Origin of the sequence: Lactobacillus sp. ESL0791 (assembly GCF_029433255.1) — a bacterium.
Classification (GTDB): Bacteria; Bacillota; Bacilli; order Lactobacillales; family Lactobacillaceae; genus Lactobacillus.
In genome coordinates this window covers 2,252,075-2,272,041 of record NZ_JAQTHU010000001.1, presented here as the reverse complement: position 1 = coordinate 2,272,041, position 19,967 = coordinate 2,252,075, and the positions used below count along the sequence as shown (strand labels likewise).

At 38.0% G+C, this 19,967-nt stretch carries 21 protein-coding genes; 15 read left to right on the top strand and 6 right to left on the bottom strand.

The window, feature by feature from the left end:
- Positions 1–392 precede the first annotated feature (392 nt).
- From PT285_RS10495 to PT285_RS10460, 8 genes are all read left to right on the top strand, one after another.
- A complete protein-coding gene (locus PT285_RS10495; protein ID WP_277150352.1) occupies positions 393–1,160 on the top strand; it encodes a YveK family protein in 768 nt (255 codons plus the stop codon).
- The gene (locus PT285_RS10490; protein WP_277150350.1) at positions 1,157–1,921 is read left to right on the top strand and encodes a CpsD/CapB family tyrosine-protein kinase; all 765 of its coding nucleotides are present in this window, start codon (positions 1,157–1,159) and stop codon (positions 1,919–1,921) included. Before PT285_RS10495 ends, PT285_RS10490 begins: the two co-directional genes overlap by 4 nt.
- A gap of 108 nt (positions 1,922–2,029) precedes the next feature.
- Positions 2,030–2,689 (top strand): sugar transferase, encoded by a 660-nt coding sequence (locus PT285_RS10485; RefSeq protein ID WP_277150348.1) that lies wholly within the window; start codon positions 2,030–2,032, stop codon positions 2,687–2,689.
- A gap of 16 nt (positions 2,690–2,705) precedes the next feature.
- Positions 2,706–3,155: a PssD/Cps14F family polysaccharide biosynthesis glycosyltransferase gene (gene pssD / locus PT285_RS10480; protein WP_277150346.1), complete on the top strand. Its 450-nt coding sequence runs from the start codon at positions 2,706–2,708 to the stop codon at positions 3,153–3,155.
- Positions 3,155–3,640, top strand: coding sequence for a PssE/Cps14G family polysaccharide biosynthesis glycosyltransferase (gene pssE / locus PT285_RS10475; RefSeq protein WP_277150344.1), 486 nt, complete (start codon positions 3,155–3,157; stop codon positions 3,638–3,640). The genes pssD and pssE overlap by 1 nt, the downstream gene beginning before the upstream one ends.
- Before the next feature lie 12 nt (positions 3,641–3,652).
- Positions 3,653–4,399 (top strand): glycosyltransferase family 32 protein, encoded by a 747-nt coding sequence (locus PT285_RS10470; protein ID WP_277150342.1) that lies wholly within the window; start codon positions 3,653–3,655, stop codon positions 4,397–4,399.
- A gap of 29 nt (positions 4,400–4,428) precedes the next feature.
- Complete coding sequence (locus PT285_RS10465; protein ID WP_277150340.1) at positions 4,429–5,529, top strand: polysaccharide polymerase; 1,101 nt, start codon at positions 4,429–4,431, stop codon at positions 5,527–5,529.
- Between the two features lie 15 nt (positions 5,530–5,544).
- Positions 5,545–6,972 carry a polysaccharide biosynthesis C-terminal domain-containing protein gene (locus PT285_RS10460; RefSeq protein WP_277150339.1) on the top strand — a complete coding sequence of 476 codons (1,428 nt, stop codon included), beginning with the start codon at positions 5,545–5,547 and terminating at the stop codon, positions 6,970–6,972.
- Here the strand turns inward: PT285_RS10460 and PT285_RS10455 are convergent.
- The gene (locus tag PT285_RS10455) at positions 6,958–7,401 is read right to left on the bottom strand and encodes a VanZ family protein (RefSeq protein WP_277150337.1); all 444 of its coding nucleotides are present in this window, start codon (positions 7,399–7,401) and stop codon (positions 6,958–6,960) included. The two genes, PT285_RS10460 and PT285_RS10455, sit on opposite strands and share 15 nt — an antisense overlap.
- A 478-nt stretch (positions 7,402–7,879) precedes the next feature.
- Here PT285_RS10455 and PT285_RS10450 point away from each other — a divergent pair, with 478 nt between their 5' ends.
- From PT285_RS10450 to PT285_RS10435, 5 genes are read left to right on the top strand one after another with little or no spacing between them, the layout of a single operon-like run.
- Positions 7,880–8,590, top strand: coding sequence for a lantibiotic protection ABC transporter ATP-binding protein (locus PT285_RS10450; protein ID WP_277150335.1), 711 nt, complete (start codon positions 7,880–7,882; stop codon positions 8,588–8,590).
- Positions 8,583–9,320 (top strand): lantibiotic immunity ABC transporter MutE/EpiE family permease subunit, encoded by a 738-nt coding sequence (locus PT285_RS10445; protein WP_277150333.1) that lies wholly within the window; start codon positions 8,583–8,585, stop codon positions 9,318–9,320. Before PT285_RS10450 ends, PT285_RS10445 begins: the two co-directional genes overlap by 8 nt.
- Positions 9,317–10,066, top strand: a complete 750-nt coding sequence (locus PT285_RS11490; protein ID WP_374211478.1) for a lantibiotic immunity ABC transporter MutG family permease subunit — start codon at positions 9,317–9,319, stop codon at positions 10,064–10,066. The genes PT285_RS10445 and PT285_RS11490 overlap by 4 nt, the downstream gene beginning before the upstream one ends.
- 30 nt (positions 10,067–10,096) lie before the next feature.
- A complete protein-coding gene (locus PT285_RS10440) occupies positions 10,097–10,780 on the top strand; it encodes a response regulator transcription factor (RefSeq protein ID WP_277150331.1) in 684 nt (227 codons plus the stop codon).
- Positions 10,747–12,096, top strand: a complete 1,350-nt coding sequence (locus PT285_RS10435) for a sensor histidine kinase KdpD (RefSeq protein WP_277150329.1) — start codon at positions 10,747–10,749, stop codon at positions 12,094–12,096. Before PT285_RS10440 ends, PT285_RS10435 begins: the two co-directional genes overlap by 34 nt.
- A gap of 29 nt (positions 12,097–12,125) precedes the next feature.
- Here PT285_RS10435 and PT285_RS10430 read toward each other — a convergent pair whose 3' ends face one another.
- Positions 12,126–13,994 (bottom strand): heavy metal translocating P-type ATPase, encoded by a 1,869-nt coding sequence (locus PT285_RS10430; RefSeq protein WP_277150327.1) that lies wholly within the window; start codon positions 13,992–13,994, stop codon positions 12,126–12,128.
- A 278-nt stretch (positions 13,995–14,272) separates the two neighbouring features.
- Here PT285_RS10430 and PT285_RS10425 point away from each other — a divergent pair, with 278 nt between their 5' ends.
- Positions 14,273–15,013, top strand: a complete 741-nt coding sequence (locus PT285_RS10425; RefSeq protein ID WP_277150325.1) for a helix-turn-helix domain-containing protein — start codon at positions 14,273–14,275, stop codon at positions 15,011–15,013.
- An 85-nt stretch (positions 15,014–15,098) separates the two neighbouring features.
- Here the strand turns inward: PT285_RS10425 and PT285_RS10420 are convergent, their stop codons facing one another.
- Positions 15,099–15,602, bottom strand: a complete 504-nt coding sequence (locus tag PT285_RS10420) for an HXXEE domain-containing protein (protein WP_277150323.1) — start codon at positions 15,600–15,602, stop codon at positions 15,099–15,101.
- Positions 15,603–15,696: 94 nt separating this feature from the next.
- On the opposite strand from PT285_RS10420, the gene PT285_RS10415 reads away from it, so the two are divergent.
- The gene (locus PT285_RS10415; protein ID WP_277150321.1) at positions 15,697–16,257 is read left to right on the top strand and encodes a TetR/AcrR family transcriptional regulator; all 561 of its coding nucleotides are present in this window, start codon (positions 15,697–15,699) and stop codon (positions 16,255–16,257) included.
- A 57-nt stretch (positions 16,258–16,314) separates the two neighbouring features.
- Here the strand turns inward: PT285_RS10415 and PT285_RS10410 are convergent, their stop codons facing one another.
- From PT285_RS10410 to cbpB, 3 genes are all read right to left on the bottom strand, one after another.
- Entirely contained in the window at positions 16,315–17,052 is a 738-nt protein-coding gene (locus tag PT285_RS10410) for an amino acid ABC transporter ATP-binding protein (RefSeq protein ID WP_277150320.1), read from the bottom strand.
- Entirely contained in the window at positions 17,049–19,193 is a 2,145-nt protein-coding gene (locus tag PT285_RS10405; RefSeq protein ID WP_277150318.1) for an ABC transporter permease subunit, read from the bottom strand. Before PT285_RS10405 ends, PT285_RS10410 begins: the two co-directional genes overlap by 4 nt.
- 260 nt (positions 19,194–19,453) lie before the next feature.
- Positions 19,454–19,939: a cyclic-di-AMP-binding protein CbpB gene (gene cbpB, locus PT285_RS10400; RefSeq protein WP_277150317.1), complete on the bottom strand. Its 486-nt coding sequence runs from the start codon at positions 19,937–19,939 to the stop codon at positions 19,454–19,456.
- Positions 19,940–19,967: the final 28 nt, after the last annotated feature.

Here is a 19,967-nt window from a genome sequence, read left to right as displayed (position 1 = left end):
TTTAATTATGCTTGTAAACTTAAATAATGTTTGGGAATTTTGGGTTTATTTTTGGTTAATTCTAAATATTAATTAATAATATAAAGGGATTAATTTTAACCCAACTATAACTTTTAATAAGCGGCATTAATTGCTTATATGCGTATGCTCGGCTTTAAATATATTTTAAAGCATGTAATAAAGGGTGCATTGAGATGGAATCTACTAAAGTATAAGAAGCCAATATTGTTTTACTGCTGCAAACGGATATAGGGGCATTAGACTGCAATTATAAAGGGGATACATCTTATTAAAGGCAAGAAAATTAATTGTCAGGATTTTGAAGTGGTGTCAAAAGCTGAGTTAACCAGGTGTTAATTAGGTATATTGATTTTTAAGACTTGGAGAATAGCATGGAAAACTATTTTGATTTTTATCAAATACTTGAAATCATTCGTAAACATATAATTTTTATTATTGCTAGTTTTGTCATTTGTATAGTTGCTGCAATGGCAGTAGAGAAATTTGTTATAACACCGCAATATACCGCAACCACACAAATATTAGTTAATCAAAAAAAAGTTGGCGCTGATCTTAATGGTGTTTATCAAGGTCAGCAAGCTGATGTCCAAATGATTAATACGTATAAAGATATTATTACGAATCAAGTGGTCTTGAAAGCTGCCAGTCAAAATTTAGCTAATCCAAATGCTACCACTAAGCCTTATGATATTAGCGTTAAACAGCTGCAGAAAGCTATTTCTATTACTAATAATCAAAACTCGCAGGTTTTTGCATTAAATATAAAAAGTCATGATCCTGATGAAGCTGCCGCAATTGCTAACGAGATTGCCAGTGTATTTAAAAGAAAAATCGGTAAAATCATGAGTATTAACAACGTTACGATTGTTTCTAAAGCCTTACCGATAAAGCAAAAGACGTTTCCTAAAACCTCAATAATGTTATTAATTGGTGCAACTGCCGGCCTGGTGATTGGTTTGGGTTATGCCTTCATTAGAGAAATGACAGATACAACTATTAAGGATACCAAATTCTTAACTACTGAACTGGGATTGACGGACTTGGGTCATATATTTAGAATTCAGCAAACACAGGATTCAAATTTTACTAACAGCGGCTATTATAAACGTACAAATATGAGACGACATCGTCGGGTTTGAGATTTAATTATCACAAGGATATGTATGAATATGTTTCATCGCAAAAAAATAAGCAATTTACTAGTAGCATAAAAAACGGGGTTAATTTAATTACTAATGCTGATCCGAAAAATGTTGTTTCCGAACAATTTCGAACGCTTCGAACGAATATAAATTTTTCAGCGGTTAATCATGAATTGAAGACCATCTTGATTACTTCTCCGGAAGTTAATGAAGGCAAGTCAACGATTTCTGCAAATTTGGCAGTTACTTGGGCTCAACAAGGACAAAAAGTTTTATTTATTGATGCGGATTTACGACAGCCAACAATTCAAAATACATTTGGCTTATTCAATAGAAAAGGCGGTTTATCAACAATTCTCTCAAGTACCAAGGACTTTGATTCGGTGGTACAGCGGAGCCTAGTGAATAACTTAGCGATTATTACCAGTGGGCCTACTCCACCTAATCCGGCGGAACTTTTAGCATCAAAACGAATGGAAAATTTGCTTGCTTCTTTTAGAAAAAAATATGATTTGGTGGTTTTGGATGTCCCGCCAGTGCTGCCGGTAACAGATACCCAAGTTATTTCTGCAAAAGCAGATGGCGTCGTGCTAGTTGTCCGTCAAGGGCAAACACAAAAAGCAGCTGTTAAGCGGTCTTTGGAACTTTTAAAAATGGTCAAAGCGAATTTATTGGGTTATGTATTAAATGATGTGACACCTAAGAATGTTTTAGGTTACGGCTACGGTTATGGTTACAGCTATAGTCAGGATACATAATGATCGATCTGAATTGCCATCTAGCACCATCAGAGCGACATTTATTTGCAAGCAGTATCTAATATTAGGCTTTCCTTTAAAATTATTGTGGTAAGGAAGAGAGTTTTAATGCAACGCAAAAGTAAAATTGTTGTAAATCAAAATGTGCTTAATCAGCGATGTCTATATAGCTTTTTTAAAAGACGTTTTGACGTTGTGTTAAGCATAATTGCTCTGATAATTTTAAGTCCGCTTTTCTGTGTGATTGCCGTTGCGATTAAATTAGACAGGAGCTCACCGGGACCGGTTTTTTATTCGCAAATTCGAATCGGTAAAAACGGATGTAGATTTAGGATATATAAATTTAGGTCAATGGTAGTCGATGCGGATGAAAAATTTAGTGAATTACTTCATAAGAATGAGATTGCTGGGGCGATGTTTAAAATGAAGGATGATCCGCGCGTAACTAAAGTCGGAAGAATAATTAGAAAGCATAGCTTGGATGAGTTGCCGCAGCTGTGGAATGTGTTAAAAGGAGATATGACTTTAGTGGGGCCACGTCCACCTTTAGAACGTGAAATAAAAGAGTATACAAATTTTGATATGCAAAGATTGGTAGTTAAACCAGGCTGTACGGGCTTATGGCAAGTGACGGAAAGAAATTCTGTTAGTTTTTATGAAATGGTAAAAATAGATATTACCTATATCAATAAAGCCAATTTTTGGATGGATACGCGAATTTTACTAAAAACTATTTTTGTAATGTGTGTTCCCAATACGGCCTATTAGATAAAAAGGATTATTAATGAAAGTTTGTTTAGTTGGCTCCAGTGGTGGGCATTTAACGCACTTATATATGCTAAAAGAATTCTGGCAGGATAAAGAACACTTTTGGGTAACCTTTCCTAAGAAAGACGCTATAAATTTATTAGACAAGGAAAAAATGTATTCGTGTTATTTTCCAACCAATCGGAATTTAAAAAATTTAATCAAGAACACTTTTTTAGCAATTAAGATTCTTAAAAAGGAAAAGCCGGATTTAATAGTTTCTTCTGGTGCTGCGGTTGCTGTTCCGTTCTTTTATATTGGCAAGCTGCTAAGGATAAAGACTGTTTATATCGAAGTGTTTGACAGAATAAACAGGGCCACGTTAACGGGAAGACTGGTTTATCCCGTTACTGATTTATTTATCGTGCAGTGGGAAGAAATGAAGAAGGTTTATCCTAAAGCGAAAAATTTGGGAAGTATTTTCTGATGATTTTCGTAACTGTGGGTACGCACGAGCAACCGTTTAATCGCTTAATAAAGAAAATTGACCAGTTAAAAGGGCAAAATAAGATTACAGATGAGGTATTTATTCAAATTGGCTATAGCACTTATTTGCCTAAAAACTGTCAGTATCAAAAATTCGTTTCGCCGGCTAAAATGCAGTTGCTGATTAAACAGGCTTCTGTGATTATTACTCACGGCGGACCGTCGTCTTTTATTGAAGTCATCAGGCAGGGTAAAACTCCAATCGTGGTTCCGCGGCAAAAAAAATTTAACGAGCATGTGAATGATCATCAATTAACCTTTTGCACTGATTTACAAAAACGGGGTTTTCCAATCAAAGCTGTTACAAATATTGAAGATTTGGATGAAGCAATTTGTGCTGAAAAAGATAATCAACTTTCCAAGTTTCACAGTAATAATCAAAGATTTAATCAGCGTTTAGAAACTTTGCTTAGGCAATTGTTTTGAGGAAAGACGCTAATGATACCTAAAGTAATTAACTATTGCTGGTTTGGCAAGGCACCTTTGCCTCCCAAGGTAAAGCATTGTATTAATTCATGGAAAAAATATTGCCCAGATTACACTATTGTTCAGTGGAATGAAAGTAACTTTGACGTTAATAAGTACGACTTTACACGGGAAGCTTATAAAAAACGAAAATGGGCTTTCGTATCAGATGTAGCACGATTAGACATAATTTATCATCATGGTGGTATTTATCTGGATACCGATGTTGAGTTGATTAAGAGTTTAGATTCAGTTTTGGCTGCGCAAGCTTATTTCGGCTGTGAGGATCGGTTTGCGGTTAATACTGGTCTAGGATTTGGAGCCGTTAAGGGTAACAAATTTATTTTGGCTAATCTTAAGGAGTATCAGAAGTTACATGTTATTAACGCTGATGGTACATTCAACCAAATAATTTGTACCGATGTAACGACACAGCTGCTAGCAAAACGAGGATTTAAATTTAATGGGCGTAAACAAAAGATTGATAATGTGCTTATTTATCCCAGTTCATATTTTTGCCCTGTGAATTTTTGGAAACATAAATTAGACATTAGGCCCAATACAATTTCGATTCACCATTATGCAGCTTCATGGAAAGATGAAAAAAATAAGGATGAAGCAAAGGGAAAGATCTTAGTAGTAAAGAAGTGTCTCAAGCATTACATTGATGTTCTATGTGGTTATGGTACTTATAACAAAATTAAGCGTTTAATAAAATGACTTTGTAAGTAATTATGGGGATTTTACGTGTGAAATTAACTACTGCAACTAAATTAATTATTATTATGTCTGTTGCTGTTTCAGTTGTGACAATTTTAAGTGGAACGGGGCTAATTTCTAATTCACTTGCAAGTGCTGTTCAAGCGATTGTGAGTATGCTTTTGCTGGGCACAATTTTGTTTTTAAATAATAAATTTAGTCATTCTTTTCTTTTTTTGTTTTTGGTATCAATTTTTATTTGTCTTATAAATGGCGCTATATATATGATCTCGGGTACATTGATGATTACCCTTATTTATGTATTGAACACGTCAGTTAATATCGATTACAACAAAATACTGAAGTATTTGGCAGCAGTCTCAGGGATTACGTTTGGCATTGTGGTATTAGCTAATTTACTAACCGGCTGGGGAGCAAATAACTTTGAAATGTGGCGGGTTAACGGGTATGTTTTTAGAAAATCATTAGGCTTTATCCACCCCAATGTCGCGATGCTGCTATGGTTAGCAGTAGTATTAGCATTTTGTTCTATTGAAAAGTCCAAATTCGAACGTGTATCTAATTTGTTTGTTGCGGCTTTGACCTACATTATTTATACTCAGACGCAATCTAGAACTTCAACTTATATTATTCTGCTTTATTGTATTACAGCATTTGTCTTAGGAAACAAGATTTATATTAGAGTTAATAGAACAGTTTCAAAGTTAGTTTGCCTGATTCCAGTGGCCATCTTTGCTGCATCTTTGAGTACTTTATTCCACCCATATTCGTCATCACTTGATAGTATTCTATCCGGCAGATTAGCGCTCTACCAACAATTTTATTCGGTATATGGCATCCACTTTTTAAAAACTCCTCAACTTGAAGCGGCAATGTTTGATAATGGGTATTTACAGGCTTTGCTTGCAAAAGGAATAATTTTTACAATTCAATTATTATATATTTTAATAATGATGGGATGGAAAATTAAAAAAATGCGGATTAAAGATATTTTGATATTTACAATGTATGTTTTAAGTGGCTTTACCGAAACTTCCTTACAGCACTTTGAACTTTTCATACCTGTTGCAATATTGTTAGCATCTAGTGCGCAGCTGGAGAGAAAAAACACAAAGCTGCTCCCGAAATAAGTTAAAGGCTCATACATGAAAGTTGTTAAGAATTATTTATATAATATTATTTATCAGATCTTTATTGTACTTGTGCCATTAATTACCACCCCGTATATCGCCCAAGTTGTTGGTCCCACAGGTGTGGGAATTAATTCCTTTACTACTGCTATAATGCAGTACTTTATTCTTTTAGGTAGTATTGGGATAAATTTGTATGCTGAACGTCAAATAGCTTTTGTTCGTGATAAACATAAATTAGTTACACAAACTTTTTATGAAATTCTATTTTTAAAAATTTTTACAACTGTCGGCTCTTTTTTATTGTTCCTGCTTTTTTTGTTCCTTATTCAGCAATATCAGATATATTATTGGGCACAATCATTTTTGCTAATTGCATCTGCTCTTGATATTTCATGGCTTTTTATGGGCGTGGAGAACTTTTCTGTCACTGTTATTAGAAATTTTATTGTTAAAATTTTAACCATTGTCAGTATTTTTGTTTTTGTTAAATCTCCTGCCGATTTAGTCCGGTATATCCTAATTTCATCCGTCTCAGTTTTAATTGGTAATTTGACAATGTTTCCTAGTCTAAAAAGGTATGTTGGCCGGCCTGATTTCAAGTCTTTAGCTATTTGGCAGCATCTTAAACCGGCTCTAGCCTTATTTATCCCGCAAGTAGCTTCACAAATATATTGGGTTTTAAATAAAACAATGCTTGGATCGTTAAAAAGTGTCCAAGCAGCAGGTTATTTTGATCAGTCAGACAAAATTGTGAAGATGCTCTTAGGAATAGTTACCGCAACGGGAACGGTGATGTTACCCCATGTTGCTAATGCCTTTGCCAATAAGAATTATCGTAAGACAAAAGAATATCTGTATAAGAGTTTTTCGTTTGTTTCTGCAATCGCGGTTCCAATGACGCTGGGGTTGTTGGTGGTTGCGGGTAAGCTTATCCCGTTGTTTTTAACGATGCAGTTCATTGACGTGATACCGATTATGATGGTTGAATCTTTCGTAATTTTACCGATTGCATGGAGTAATGTGATCGGCAATCAGTACTTATTGCCGACTAATCAAAATAGAAATTATACTGTTTCCGTTATTTTGGGAGCAGTTGTCAACGTGCTCTGCAATATTATCTTTATTATTGCGAATGGCGCAGTTGGCGCTGCATTAGCAACAGTTATTTCGGAAGCGGCAATAACGGGCTATCAGCTTTGGGGAATTCGAAGACAAGTAAATTTTCATAGCTTATTTTATGAATTTGGCAAATATTTAATTGCAGGATTAATAATGTATTTATGTGTTTTAGGGGCTGATCACGTGCTTTCGACGAGCTGGCTGATGTTAATAGTCGAAATTATCGTGGGAGTTGCTGTTTATTTAGCAGTCTTGTTTTTCTTAAGGGCCTCAATCTTGACTGTCTTTGAAAAGTGGTTAGCTAAATTATTTAGAAAATAATTTTGCATTAATCAGCTTGATTAGTGAGTAGCCGATAATAAAGCCTAAGCTATTGGCAATAACGTCATTGATGTCAACCCAGCGATGAGCCAATAAGAGGTTATCTAAGATAAATTGGGTTAATTCAATGAGGCAGCCAAATACAATACCAATGAGAGTTAGTAACTTTAATTTCCACTGGTATTTTGTTATTACTGCAATAATTATTCCTAAGGGAACTGCCATTAAAATATTTAGCCAAAATCCTAATTGGTCGATTTCTTGAAATGGGACGTAGGCTACTAAAGCTTTACCGATAATAATATGGGAAATTTGGTGGTTATCAGCGGGCAGGTTGATAGGTAGGTTAGGCGAGAAACATAAATATCCTACTGTACCGATAAAGATAAGTAGTAATATCCAAATCACTATGTAGAAGTACTTTTTCATAAATTTGTTCCTTCATTTGGATTGTGACAACAAAGCATATATTTGTTTATTTCAGAAATTGCAAAAATCTTAGAGTAGATAGTAGATGGAAGTATGATGATTCTTTTATCTATTTTTTCTTTTATATTATACTAAAGTTGAAGTCAAGGCCGAAATTTAATATGAAGAGTTAAGGTAAAGGATTATTCTTAATGTAATTGGTGTTAAGAATAATCTTTTTTGAAAATAAAAATAAAACCGCTCTAGTTTTAACAGGTTAGCGATTTTATTAAAACATTAGTAAGGCATCGCTCTTTATGCGGGAATTCATGTTTAGAAGTTCTAACGTTAATAGGGCTTCTTTTATTCATAGTAATATTGTAACACATTTATAGTGCATGTACGATAAAAGTGCAGAATAATAAAATAATCCCTTCAAATTTATAATTTCCTGATAAATTATTTTTACACTTGTAATCAGAAAGGGGAATGCTGAATTATGAGTGTAGAAATGTTGTTAACAACAAAAGGTTTAACTAAAAAGTATGGTAAGCAGGAGGTTATCAAAGATTTATCACTTGCGATACCGAAAAATACAGTTTATGGATTATTAGGTCCTAATGGCGCTGGAAAATCGACAACGCTTAAAATGATAACAGGAATTGCGCAGCCGACCAGCGGGCAAATTTATTATCGCGGTAAGCCATGGCAGAGAAATACATTAAATGAAATTGGGGCCTTAATTGAAGAACCACCACTATATAGCAATTTAACTGCGTTTGAAAATCTATTAGTGCGCACAACTTCTTTAGGCTTACCGCAAAGTCGAATTAATGAAGTTCTTGAGACAGTCAGTTTAACAAATACTGGCAAGAAAAAAGTACGGCAATTTTCCTTAGGAATGAAACAGCGTTTGGGAATTGCCTTAGCGTTAGTTAATTCGCCGCGATTGCTGATTCTGGATGAACCGACTAATGGTCTTGATCCGCTAGGAATAGAAGCCTTACGCAAACTAATTCGTTCTTTTCCTAAAAAGGGTATGACTGTCATTTTTTCAAGTCATATTTTGGCTGAAGTTGAAAATGTGGTTGATGAAATCGGCATTATTGCTAATGGCAAACTGGGCTATCAAGGTAGGCTACCAGACAGTACGGAAAAACTAGAAAAGCTATTTATGGCAGTGGTTGGTCAGGAGCAAGCAGATGAATAAAATACAAGCTTTAGCTAAAGCAGAATTTATTAAAAATCGTCATTCTTTTATTTATTCTAGTTTTTGCTTATTACCTGTAATAACAACAATTTTGGCGATAATTCTGCTAGCAGGTGAGCAGCTGCAGCTGGCTATTTTCAATTGGTGGTACATGGTTCTTTTGCCGGTGGAACTTGCACTTATCTGTATCTATTTGCTTGAAAGTGATAAGAAACAGCATTATTTTAATCTCCAACTTTTGCCAGCTGCTTCTGTCAAAGTTGGTCTTGCTAAAATCTTAACCGGGTGCGCCTATCTTCTTTTTACCAACACTGTCATCATGATTTTAGTTTTGCTGGCAGGATGGCTATTTGGTAGCCAGTTAGCATTTTCGCAAGAGTTAGCAGCAACATGTTTGCTAACGGTCTGCTTTGCTTGGCAAATACCTTTGGGTATGTTTCTTGAATTTAAATTACCAGCACCATTTACTTTGATTATTTTATTTGCATTAAATATCTTTTTTTCTGGGCAAGGTTTTGCTGGCAGTAGAACGCTTTGGCTAATTCCCTTTTCAATTCCTGCCAGATTAATGGCTGCGGTTTTAGGTGTGAATCCTAATGGAATTCCTTTAACCAAAAACAGTTTTCTGTTTGATCCAGGTGTGATTTTGCCTGGTGTTTTCATCAATATTTTACTATTAGGAATTAGTATAACTATGTTTCTGCATTGCTTCAAAGAGGATAAATTATGAATATACTTAATTTGCTTCGCGCGGAGTTTTTAAAATTAAAGCATACAATTTTCTTTCCGCTTCATTTTTTTCTTCCTTTAATGGGAAGTTTGCTGTTTGCTGGCTATTTCTCTATCACTAACTATTCATTTTCCTTGTTTTTAGCTAATTATTTACTGGTACTTGCACTTATTTATCCGCTCATTCTTAGCTGGGCTTGCAGCAGTATTTTTGACCAAGAAATAGCGGCTGGTGGTTGCTTCAATCTTTTGCGTCTAACCAAGCGCTGGCAAATTTTATTAGTAAAATTGTTATACCTGCTCGCTGGTAGTCTAATTTCTTGTTTTTTAGCTGTTTTCATTTTTGCTTTTTTGGTAAAGATGATAAGAACAAAAACAATTGTTAGTGTAAGTTATTTGCTAGCAGCATGCTTATTAATTTGGGTCTGTAATCTGTTTTCTTATTTTCTTCATAGTTTTTTGGAGTTAAAGTTTGGCCGCAATGTTAGTTTGGTTTTTGCAACCTTTGAATTTTTATTGGCAGCTCTATTATTAACCGGTTTAGGTAATTTAATCTGGCCGCTTTTTCCTTGCAGCTGGGGACCACGGCTTTTACAAATTTACACGGCGGCTTTTTTTAAGCAAAAAAGTACTTCATTGGGGACAATGCTTTTACTTTTTATAATTATTATTTGCTTCACTTTGGCGATAGCAATTTTTGTTTTTAACTGGTTTAGCCATTGGGAAGGCCGTAAAAGTGAAATATAACCATGCTATAATTGGAAAAAGGAGGTCGTCATGCCTAAAATTCTAGTAATTGATGATGATCAAGATCTATTACTGTTAGTTAAACAGGCTTTAACACGTGACGGTTATACGGTCGATACTGCGCTTTCGTCTCAGCAGTTGACTGCCAGTGCATGCCGTTTTTACCAATTGCTTTTGGTTGATATCATGATGCCTGGCGAAGATGGTTTTGCTTTTTGTCAGCGAATCCGCAGGGAATTTGACGGTCCCATTATTTTTTTAACGGCTAAAACCAATGATGCCGCACTGGTGCGCGGCCTGGGGTTAGGCGGGGACGATTATATTAAAAAGCCTTTTAGTTTGGCGGAGTTACGCGCGCGGGTTAATGCTCACTTGCGCCGAGAAAGTCGCCAACCGCTTCATGCATATGAGCGTTCGGGGGTGCTGTTTAATTTATCAGAAAAGAAAGCCTATGTTAAGGGAAAAAGTATTCCGTTTACAAAGGGTGAATTTCAGTTAGCTGCCCACTTAGCACAACATCCGGGGCAAGTTTATACAAAAGAGCAGCTGTATGAAGCAGTTTTTGGCTTTGATGCCAGTGGTGATGATGCAGCGGTTACCGAACATATTAAAAATATTCGTGCGAAATTAAAAGAATTTTCGTTAGCACCAATCGTGACTGTTTGGGGAGTTGGCTATAAATGGCAAAAAGAAGAAGTCTTTCCTACTTATTAATTAAGTTTGTGCTGACTAATGGGTTAGTGATTGTTTTGCTGATTTTTGCTTGGTTTTTAAATTTGTGGCTGGGAATTGATATCGGGTTGCTCTATCCGGCCAATCATGACGAACAGGCAGTTCAGCTTTTTGTTAAAGAGCAAAAAAATAAGCACTCTTTTGTTTCATCACAGGTTCCGAACAATGTCGCTTATGCTTTATTTAATGGTAAGAAAAAAGTTTTGCAAACAAATACCAGTAAAGCTGACCAAAAAAAGATGCAGCAGTATTTACAGCATCCTAGGCAAACTGATTATGGTTATCAACTTGTCCGTTATCCAGATAAATCAGTTGTGGTTTTACATTATCATTATTTGACAAGGTATGTTGATCCAAATTTACAAAAAATTTTACCACCATGGGAATATTTTTCGCTGGGGATAACTTTGTTTCTGGTTTTGCTGTGCTTATTCATGACAACTTTTTTCTTGAAAAAGAAAATCGTTAAATCATTAACTTTGTTCCAACAGGTTGGCGAGAATATTGCCAGACAAAATCTGGATTTTCAAATTCCGCAATCTGATATTAAGGAATTTGAACATGCTTTGACTGCGATGACTGCCATGCAAGCAGCTTTAAAAGAATCGCTAACAAGCAAATGGGCGCAGGAACAGAGTCAGCGGCAAGAAATTTCTGCTCTTAGTCATGACTTAAAGACACCGCTGACAGTTATTCATGGCAATAGCGAGCTGCTGCTTGAAGATGATAACTTGACAAAGCAGCAACGAGAAGATTTGCAAAGTATTATCCGCAATGCCAAGCAAGCAAATGAATATTTGGATTCATTGCAGACAGCAACTAATGGCACTGAAGAGCAAGCAGTAACTGTTAATCTTAATAATTTGCAAAGAGAAATTAGCCAGCAGGCTAGGGAATTGGTGCGAATTAAAAAAATTAATTTGCAGATAGAAGGTGAACTGCAGGGCTATGCTTACTTACAAAAAGAGCATTTTGTCAGAGCGGTGATTAATATTATTGCTAATGCCATCACCTATACTTCTATTGAAAGTAAGATTGGCTTGTATTTTGTGGATAATAAGCAAACGATAGAAATAAGTGTGCATGATAGTGGTCCTGGTTTTTCCAAAGAAGCTTTGACGAATGCAACCAAACGCTTTTGGAAAGAAGATCAAGCACGGGCACTTAATGGTCACAGCGGTTTAGGTTTGTGGTTTGCTAATGTTGTTGTCCAAAACAATGGTGGTAGTTTGCTGATTAAAAATGGCTCCCAAGGTGGTATTGTTACTGTTGTAATTAAAAAAGTAGCTAAGACGTGAAGCTTGGCTACTTTTTGCTTGTTATTAATTTATTTTTCCGCGATTATGCCAGTTTGTTTTGGATTTTTCGGCTTGGTTTTAGCAAGCAAAGCCAAACTGATGGACATCATATCAACGCATTCCTGAATAATAGCACCCCAGAATGCTGGAATGACACCGGTGAAGGCGATTAGTTCAATAATGATGACAACGGAAATGGCGGTCAACACATCAACGTTAGCAACTTTCATTGTATGCTTGGAAATGGCCACGGCATCGTTAACCTTGGACAAGTCGTTAACCATGATGACGGCGTCGGCACTTTCGCTTGCAGCTGATGCCCCCTTAGCCCCCATGGCAATACCGACGTCGGCAGCGGTCAGACTAGGCGCGTCATTAACACCGTCACCGACCATAACAACAGGGCGGTTTTCTTTCGGTGTGTTCTTGATAGCAGCAATTTTTTCAGCTGGTAAAAGGTCGTGGCGAATATCGTCAACCCCGACAGCCTGACCAATTTTATCAGCCACATCTTTATGGTCACCAGTCAGCATCATGATATGCTCGGCCCCTTGACGACGCAGACGAGCTAGAGTTCCGGCCGTTTCCGGTCGTACTTGATCTTTAAAGGTGATGTAACCAGCATATTTACCATCAAGCGAAATATAAACGGCAGTTGCATTAACGCGGGTAATTTGATTATTGGGATCAACAAAGGAAAGTTTTCCGACCTTGACTGCATGATTTTCAACGGTTCCTTCGACACCTTCTCCGGTTATTTCTTTGATGTCGTCTGACGGTTTGATTAATTTTTTAGCAGTAACTTTAACTAGGGAATTTGCAATAATATGGTTGGACTGCTGTTCAATGCTGGCGGCGTAACTCTGCAGTTTTTCTTGGCTTAAGTCGCTGTTTGCTGCAGGCACAACTTGGTCGATAACCAATTGATTTTCGGTTAAAGTACCGGTTTTATCAAAAGCAAAGGTTTTAGCATTAGCTAATTTTTCCAGCGTTGGGCCGGATTTGACAATAATATGGTGGCGCGACATGGAACTCATACCGGAAACGAGCGCAACCGGTGCGGAAATCAGCAGCGGGCATGGAGAAGCAACGACCATCACTTCGGCGAAGTTGACAGGATTACCCGAATGAATCCAGGCGGCAATCCCAATAACAAGGGAGATAATGGTGAACGGCACGGCGTAACGGTCAGCCATTTTAACAAATTTAGCGGGTTTAGCCTGTGATGATTTGACCAAGGCAACGATGGTTTGATATTCGGAATCGCGTGCTTCTTTAGTTACCTCCATTTCAACAGCAGCGCTGCCGTTGATTGAACCGGACATTAATAAGTCACCGGGCTGCTTGGAAACGGGCACCGATTCGCCGGTCAGGGATGATTGGTCAAAACTGGAAACTCCGTCGACAACTTTGCCGTCGACCGGAACCTGTTCGCCCGGCTTGATGATCGTATGGTCGCCGATTTTTAAGTCATCCACTTCAACTGAAACCAATTTGCCGTTAACCAGTTTGTTGGCCAGCGTTGGCGAATTGCTTAAGAGAGAGCGCAGCTCTTTGTCGGCTTGACCAGTTGCGTAATCTTCAAGTGTTTCACCACCGGTCATCATCACTAAAATCATCCATTCGGCCCATTCGTCACCGATCAGAATCGTGGAAACAACGGCAATGACTGCTAAGATGTCAACGCCGTAACGGCCGGTTTTCCAGTCCTGAAAAATTTCACTCAGAAGGGAAAATGCCATTAGTATACCAATGATGTCAATTAAAATTGTTTCAATCGGAAAGTGCAGCTTGCCAATTTGAAAGAGACTCTGTGTATGCAGGCCAAATTGGCAGATTAAAGCGACGGCACCAGCAATTAACACAACAATAAATTTCCATTGGCGTTTCCAATTCATTGGTTTTCCTCCTAATAGTTAACGTAACTTTGTGCTATTAATTTTAACACTGATTTCTTAAATGTAAATTAGAATAGGTCTAAATTGGCATGCAAAGACCGCGTGCAAAAAATATTTAACATATAATTTTTCCTCTCCCGATGTTTGCTATACTAAAATTATCTTTATATTAATTTGGCTTAATTTAAACGTATTTTTCCTGAATGTAACATGATAATTGCGTTACTTCCATATGATTTGCTGGTAACTTGTTGTTTAGAAAGGACGGTAAGGTGTAAATGGAGCTTGCACGAATTTTACGTGAAAAAAGAATAGAATTGCATTTAACGCAGGAACAATTGGCAGATAAATTGCATGTGACCCGGCAGACATTGTCGCGCTGGGAAAATTCTGTGAGTTATCCGAATTTAGACACACTAGTGGAACTTAGCGATATTTTAGACGTTTCACTAGACACCTTACTTAAAGGTGACAATGACGTAATGGTTAAGAAAATTAGTTCAGATGTAAATGACAAGAAAAAGTATCGGCGCTATTTAATAATAATTGGTAGTATTTTTGCCGTAATTTTGTTATGGCTCTGTGTGCTGGGCTTTGGCCGGGCAAAGCAGATAGATATGATTGACCGTTTCAATCCGTTCTTAGAAACTAAGTATGGCTACGCCATCTTACCGGAAAAGGTAGCGGTAAAAAAGGTCCGTACAATTCTCCAAGGTACTAAGAAAAAAGGCTGGGGACGTGAGCCGCAAAAGGTTGATGCTTATGTTTTGGATGATCCTTTTTATGGTGGTTCATGGCTAAAATTTTATACGGGTTTGTACGATAAGCAGCATCGCTGGGCTTATGTGATGCATAAGGGGTCGTATGTAGCTGCAATTCGTTTGGTTAAGAAAAGTGAAATCCCGCTGCAGATGCGCGGCCAGGTCGGTCGATATATGCCATATAGCCAAACTGGTGGCCCAGAAGGATTACAGCCTAGAACAGGCAGCAAGCGAGTACCGTGGTGGCCGTTTGATTAAGTGAGGATAAAAAGTTGCGTATTGACAAAATTCGTTAGTACGCAGTTTTTTTATTTACCGGAATTTTGTCTAACTATTTTTAAAACTAGTTATGATCTTCAAGTCGCTCTAATATCTTTCTCATTGCCCAATGGATAAAAACCAAGTTACTGGCAAAAATAATTGTCATCAAGCAAATTGCAAAAAACCATTGGTTTATAGAAGCAAAGGTAAGTTTAATAATTGCGTATAAGTAGGCTGAAACTAGGGGCAATTCAACAATAGCTGTTACACATCCCGGAATATAGCTGCGCGTAGTTAACGGGAAAATAATATGAAGAATTAAATGCAAAATGTAAGGAACCGTTGCTGCGGCAACTAATAGCGGGGCCTTGAATTGGTAGGCCGCAAAAGCGACTACAAGGTAGCCGCAGAATTCTTCACTGACGCCGCCCGCCAAAATATCGGTGCGTTTGATCCCAGCAAACAGTTTAATTCCGTGAATTGCTGCTTTATTTGTTTTGCGCCATGATTGAACAAAAATCAGTTCTTCAAAGTCGTGTAGCATGAATAAGATTGGTAAAAGCCAATATGAAGTTAAAAAAGCCATTTTGTTTTTCTCCCTTTGTTTTGTAGTATATTTTAAAATGTTTAAAAAATATATAGTTTGGCAGTATGTGCCACAAAAGGAAGGGAATTGTGCCATGACGAGAATAAAGCTTATTAACCAATCCAAAAGAGCATTTACTGAGGCCTTGATGACTTTGTTAGCTAAAGAACCATTTGCGAAAATTACGGTTAGGCAGTTAACGCAGGAATCGGGTTATTCCCGAAGAACGTATTATCGCTATTTTGGCAGCAAGGAAGCTATCTTAAATGACTTGTTTTTGCAGTATTTAGCAGCTTATTATCAATACCTGCAAGGGAAAACAATTACAGTTGTTGAACTTCCAAACTTATTTTTAAATTTTATTTGGCCTAAGCGGGAAGCAATCCAATTACTAGTAAAGCAAAATTTGCTCTTGTCCCTGATTACAAGTAATATGAAAACAATCGTTGAAACGCTGCTCAAGGTCAAGGTCCCATGGCGCAAAGAGCTTGCAAATACTGCAGATACTAATGCTCTTATTTATTCTGTTGGCGGCTTCTGTGTTTTGCTGGATGCAATTTTTAGGAAAGAATTACCAACCTCAGTCAAGCCAATTAGTGCATCCATGACGTCAGCATTAAAAGAAATACTGCAAAGTTATGCTTCAAATGGTTAATAATTGCAGTCAAAAAAAGCAACCTAGTTTTGCTAGATTGCTTTTAAATTTACTTAATTAAACGTTTAGCACTTTGTCCAAAAAGTCCTGTAAACGCGGGTTTTGTGGGTGATTGAACATAGCATCAGGGGTTCCCTGTTCCAAGATTTGCCCCTCATCAACGAAGACTACCCGGTCGGCCACTTCTTTTGCAAAGCCCATCTCGTGTGTCACGACAATCATGGTCATTCCGTGTTTAGCCAATTTTTTCATAACGGCTAAAACATCACCGACCATTTCGGGATCCAGTGCTGAGGTTGGCTCGTCAAACAGCATGACATCAGGATTCATTGCCAAGGCCCGCGCAATAGCTACACGTTGCTGTTGTCCCCCAGATAATGACTGCACTGTTGCATCAAATTTGTCAGTCAAGCCGACGGTTTCCAGCATTTTTTTGGCTTGCTTTTGTGCTTGCTCCTTGTCAGCCTTTTTTAATTCAACGGGAGCCAGCATAATATTTTCACCGACTGTCAAATTGTTAAACAAATTGAAGTGCTGGAACACCATGCCGATGTTTTCCCGGACCTTGTTAATGTCAACCTTAGGATCAGCAACATTGATTCCGTCAACAATAACCTCGCCAGAAGTTGGTTCTTCCAGCTTATTCAATGTTCGCAGCAGAGTACTTTTCCCAGAACCTGAGGGGCCGATAATCACGACCACCTCATTATTTTCTACAGTTAGGTTAATGCCTTTTAATACTTTATTACTGCCAAAATTTTTAACTAGATCTTTAACTTCTACTTTTGCACTCATACCTTTGTCCTCTTTTGTACCCAATTCGACAGCCACGTTAGCAAGGTGATTACGATTAAGTAAATCACGGCGATAATTGTCCAAACTTTGAAGCCTTCAAGGTTGCGCGCGATAATAATTTTACCAGTTTGGGTTAATTCCAAAATACCGATGATTGATAGAATTGACGTATCTTTCAGGGTGATGATGAACTGGTTGATGAATGATGGAATCATGATCTTAATTCCCTGAGGCAGGATTACCTTGCGCATTGCCTTGCCAAACGGCAGTCCCAAGGAGCGCGCGGCTTCCATTTGTCCAATGTCGACAGCGTTGATTCCGCCTTTAACAAAGGCCGCGATATACGCCCCTTCATTTAGAGTCAGTGTCAACGTCCCGGCCACGAAAGCCGGAATTTTTTCTCCCGTTAAGCTTGGAATACCCGTGTAGATGAATAATGCCAATACCAGCAGCGGCATTCCGCGGAAGATGTAAATTAAAATGCTAGAAATGCTGTTGCAGAATTTATTTGGCATTACGCCCAATAAACCAACTAAAATACCAAAAATGGTAGCGAAGAAAATGGAAACAATTGTCAGCCACATGGTTTCAGCAAAACCCGAAAGCAGGGCATCTTTATTTTCTTTTAATAGACCGATGAAACTGCGATCATCATCACTTTGACCGGTGTCGGCTACTTTCTTTTCTTCCTTTGTTCCTAAATATTTTGCTCTAATATCATCGTAAGTGCCGCTGTCTTTCAGATCCTTCAAACCATTGTTAAAGGCTTGAAGCAGTGCTGCGTTTTGCCCTTTTTTAACGGCAAATGCATAAGGAGCACGAAGAACCGGTTTAGTGACAATCCTTAATTTGCTGCCTTTCTTGATGGCATATTGCATAACGGGCTGATCTTCAAAACAGGCAGCAGAATTGCCGGTCAGCACATCCTGATACATGTTGTTTGAATCGTCAAACGTTGTGGTCTTGAAGCCATACTTTTTCTTGATGCTGTTGGCATATTGCGCACCAGCAGTGCCCGTTTTGACAGCGACTTTTTTGCCGCGCAGCTGGGAAAGGCTGGTAATATTTCTCTTACTGGAAGTTGCCATGACCACGCCGGACATGAAGTAAGGATTGGAGAAATCAACTTTCTTTGCCCGGTCTTTGGTAACGGACATTCCGGCGATCATTCCGTCAATCTGCCCAGCTTCCAGTGCCTGCAAAGATCCGTTGAAGCCCATCGGCTTAATGACCACTTTGAAACCTTGCTCTTCGGCAATACTCTTTAAGATGTCAATGTCGATCCCAACGTACTGGTTCTGCCCGTTGGCAAATTCAAACGGCGGGAAAGTGACATCGGTTCCGATAGTAAAAGTTTTTCCTTTAACCTTGGAATCACCAGCTGTTCCCAAGTATTTACCGACAATTTTATTGTAGGTACCGTTTGCCTTAATTTTGGCAAAACCCTTATTGAACATACGGATTAATTCCTTGTGGGTGCCCTTTTTGACGGCGAAACCATACCAGCCGGAGTTGGCAGGCTTGGTCACAATTTTTAATTTCATTCCCTGGTTAATTGCATACTGCATAACAGGTTGATCTTCAAAACAGCCGACCGAGTTGCCCGTCAGTACATCCTGGTACATATTATCAGTGTCATCAAAAGTAACGGTCTTGAAGCCATACTTTTTCTTCAAACTGGTGGCATATTGCGCGGCGGCCGTTCCTGTTTTAATGGCAACACGTTTGCCTTTTAGATCCTTAAACCCCGTAATCTTGCTGTTCTTGGCAACGGCCATAACGACCCCGGTCTTGAAGTAAGGCGTCCCGAAGTCAAACTTGGCCTGGCGTTCCTTGGTAATCGTCATTCCGGCAATGATGCCGTCTAGTTGCCCAGACTGCACGGACTGGACGGCGCCGTTGAAACCGACCTGCTTGGTGTCGACCTTGAAACCCTCTTCTTTGGCAACCGCATTGATAATATCGATATCGATCCCAATGTACTTATTGTTTTTGTTGGCAAATTCAAATGGCGGATAAGTAACGTCAGTTCCGATTTCGTAGGTTTTAGTGCTGGCTTTAGCCGGAATCAGACTAAAGCCAAGCAGCATTATTCCGAGGAGCACAATCCCCAGCAAACTTTTCTTTAATTTTTTGTGCATGTTTTTCACCCCTAAAATTAAAATCAAATTATATATTAATTAACTATAAATGTCAAGTTAGAGCCTAGCAAAATGGTATAGACAGTCGCCGTCAGTACTAGCGGCATTAGGAAAAAAAGATAAAATAAAAAATTTTAAGAAGTTGATAAATTATTGCTTTTTCGCTATTTTTAAAAAGCATATAATATTTTTAACTATTTTAAATCAATTTAAGAAAACAAAAAAAGCGCTCTGCGAGCGCCAAGTTATTTTTAAAAAACTTATTTTTCTTTTGCCAATTCCTTTTCTCTAACTTCGTATTTTTCATCAAAGTTGTGGACAACATAATTAAACGCCTTGATCCATTCCCGGCGGGTCAACAGGCCCTGAAAAACGCCTCGATCGTTAACAACCGGCAGAAAGGCATTGTCAACCAGCAAATGCAGTTGTGTTTCCAGCGTTGTTTGTGCAAAATTTATTTTAGAAAATTTTGTTTGCATGACATCACGGACTTTTAGCTCATTTAACGGTTCAATCGCGATCGTGTCCGTTTCCAGCATTTTGTCGGTAATCATTGCTAGGCTGAGCAGGCCTACGACCCGATTCTTCTGGTCAAGAACCGGAATTTTGGAATATTTCATTTTGGTCAAAATCAAGAAGGCGTGGTAAAGAGGGTTGTCTTCTTCAACAAAGGCAATCTTACTTGCCGGGATAAGGAATGAACCGGATTTTTCTTGGATGAGCTGCTTAATCGGGCGTGAAAACATAAATGGTGTCCTTTCTGTATCCTAATAT

What these genes read in the sequence shown, in the direction of transcription:
- PT285_RS10495 (WP_277150352.1), top strand. Translation starts at nt 393, where the DNA reads ATGGAAAACTATTTTGATTTTTATCAAATACTTGAAATCATTCGTAAA.
- PT285_RS10485 (WP_277150348.1), top strand. Translation starts at nt 2,030, where the DNA reads ATGCAACGCAAAAGTAAAATTGTTGTAAATCAAAATGTGCTTAATCAG.
- pssD (WP_277150346.1), top strand. Translation starts at nt 2,706, where the DNA reads ATGAAAGTTTGTTTAGTTGGCTCCAGTGGTGGGCATTTAACGCACTTA.
- pssE (WP_277150344.1), top strand. Translation starts at nt 3,155, where the DNA reads ATGATTTTCGTAACTGTGGGTACGCACGAGCAACCGTTTAATCGCTTA.
- PT285_RS10470 (WP_277150342.1), top strand. Translation starts at nt 3,653, where the DNA reads ATGATACCTAAAGTAATTAACTATTGCTGGTTTGGCAAGGCACCTTTG.
- PT285_RS10460 (WP_277150339.1), top strand. Translation starts at nt 5,545, where the DNA reads ATGAAAGTTGTTAAGAATTATTTATATAATATTATTTATCAGATCTTT.
- PT285_RS10455 (WP_277150337.1), bottom strand. Translation starts at nt 7,401, where the DNA reads ATGAAAAAGTACTTCTACATAGTGATTTGGATATTACTACTTATCTTT.
- PT285_RS10450 (WP_277150335.1), top strand. Translation starts at nt 7,880, where the DNA reads ATGAGTGTAGAAATGTTGTTAACAACAAAAGGTTTAACTAAAAAGTAT.
- PT285_RS10445 (WP_277150333.1), top strand. Translation starts at nt 8,583, where the DNA reads ATGAATAAAATACAAGCTTTAGCTAAAGCAGAATTTATTAAAAATCGT.
- PT285_RS11490 (WP_374211478.1), top strand. Translation starts at nt 9,317, where the DNA reads ATGAATATACTTAATTTGCTTCGCGCGGAGTTTTTAAAATTAAAGCAT.
- PT285_RS10440 (WP_277150331.1), top strand. Translation starts at nt 10,097, where the DNA reads ATGCCTAAAATTCTAGTAATTGATGATGATCAAGATCTATTACTGTTA.
- PT285_RS10435 (WP_277150329.1), top strand. Translation starts at nt 10,747, where the DNA reads ATGGCAAAAAGAAGAAGTCTTTCCTACTTATTAATTAAGTTTGTGCTG.
- PT285_RS10430 (WP_277150327.1), bottom strand. Translation starts at nt 13,994, where the DNA reads ATGAATTGGAAACGCCAATGGAAATTTATTGTTGTGTTAATTGCTGGT.
- PT285_RS10425 (WP_277150325.1), top strand. Translation starts at nt 14,273, where the DNA reads ATGGAGCTTGCACGAATTTTACGTGAAAAAAGAATAGAATTGCATTTA.
- PT285_RS10420 (WP_277150323.1), bottom strand. Translation starts at nt 15,602, where the DNA reads ATGGCTTTTTTAACTTCATATTGGCTTTTACCAATCTTATTCATGCTA.
- PT285_RS10415 (WP_277150321.1), top strand. Translation starts at nt 15,697, where the DNA reads ATGACGAGAATAAAGCTTATTAACCAATCCAAAAGAGCATTTACTGAG.
- PT285_RS10410 (WP_277150320.1), bottom strand. Translation starts at nt 17,052, where the DNA reads ATGAGTGCAAAAGTAGAAGTTAAAGATCTAGTTAAAAATTTTGGCAGT.
- PT285_RS10405 (WP_277150318.1), bottom strand. Translation starts at nt 19,193, where the DNA reads ATGCACAAAAAATTAAAGAAAAGTTTGCTGGGGATTGTGCTCCTCGGA.
- cbpB (WP_277150317.1), bottom strand. Translation starts at nt 19,939, where the DNA reads ATGTTTTCACGCCCGATTAAGCAGCTCATCCAAGAAAAATCCGGTTCA.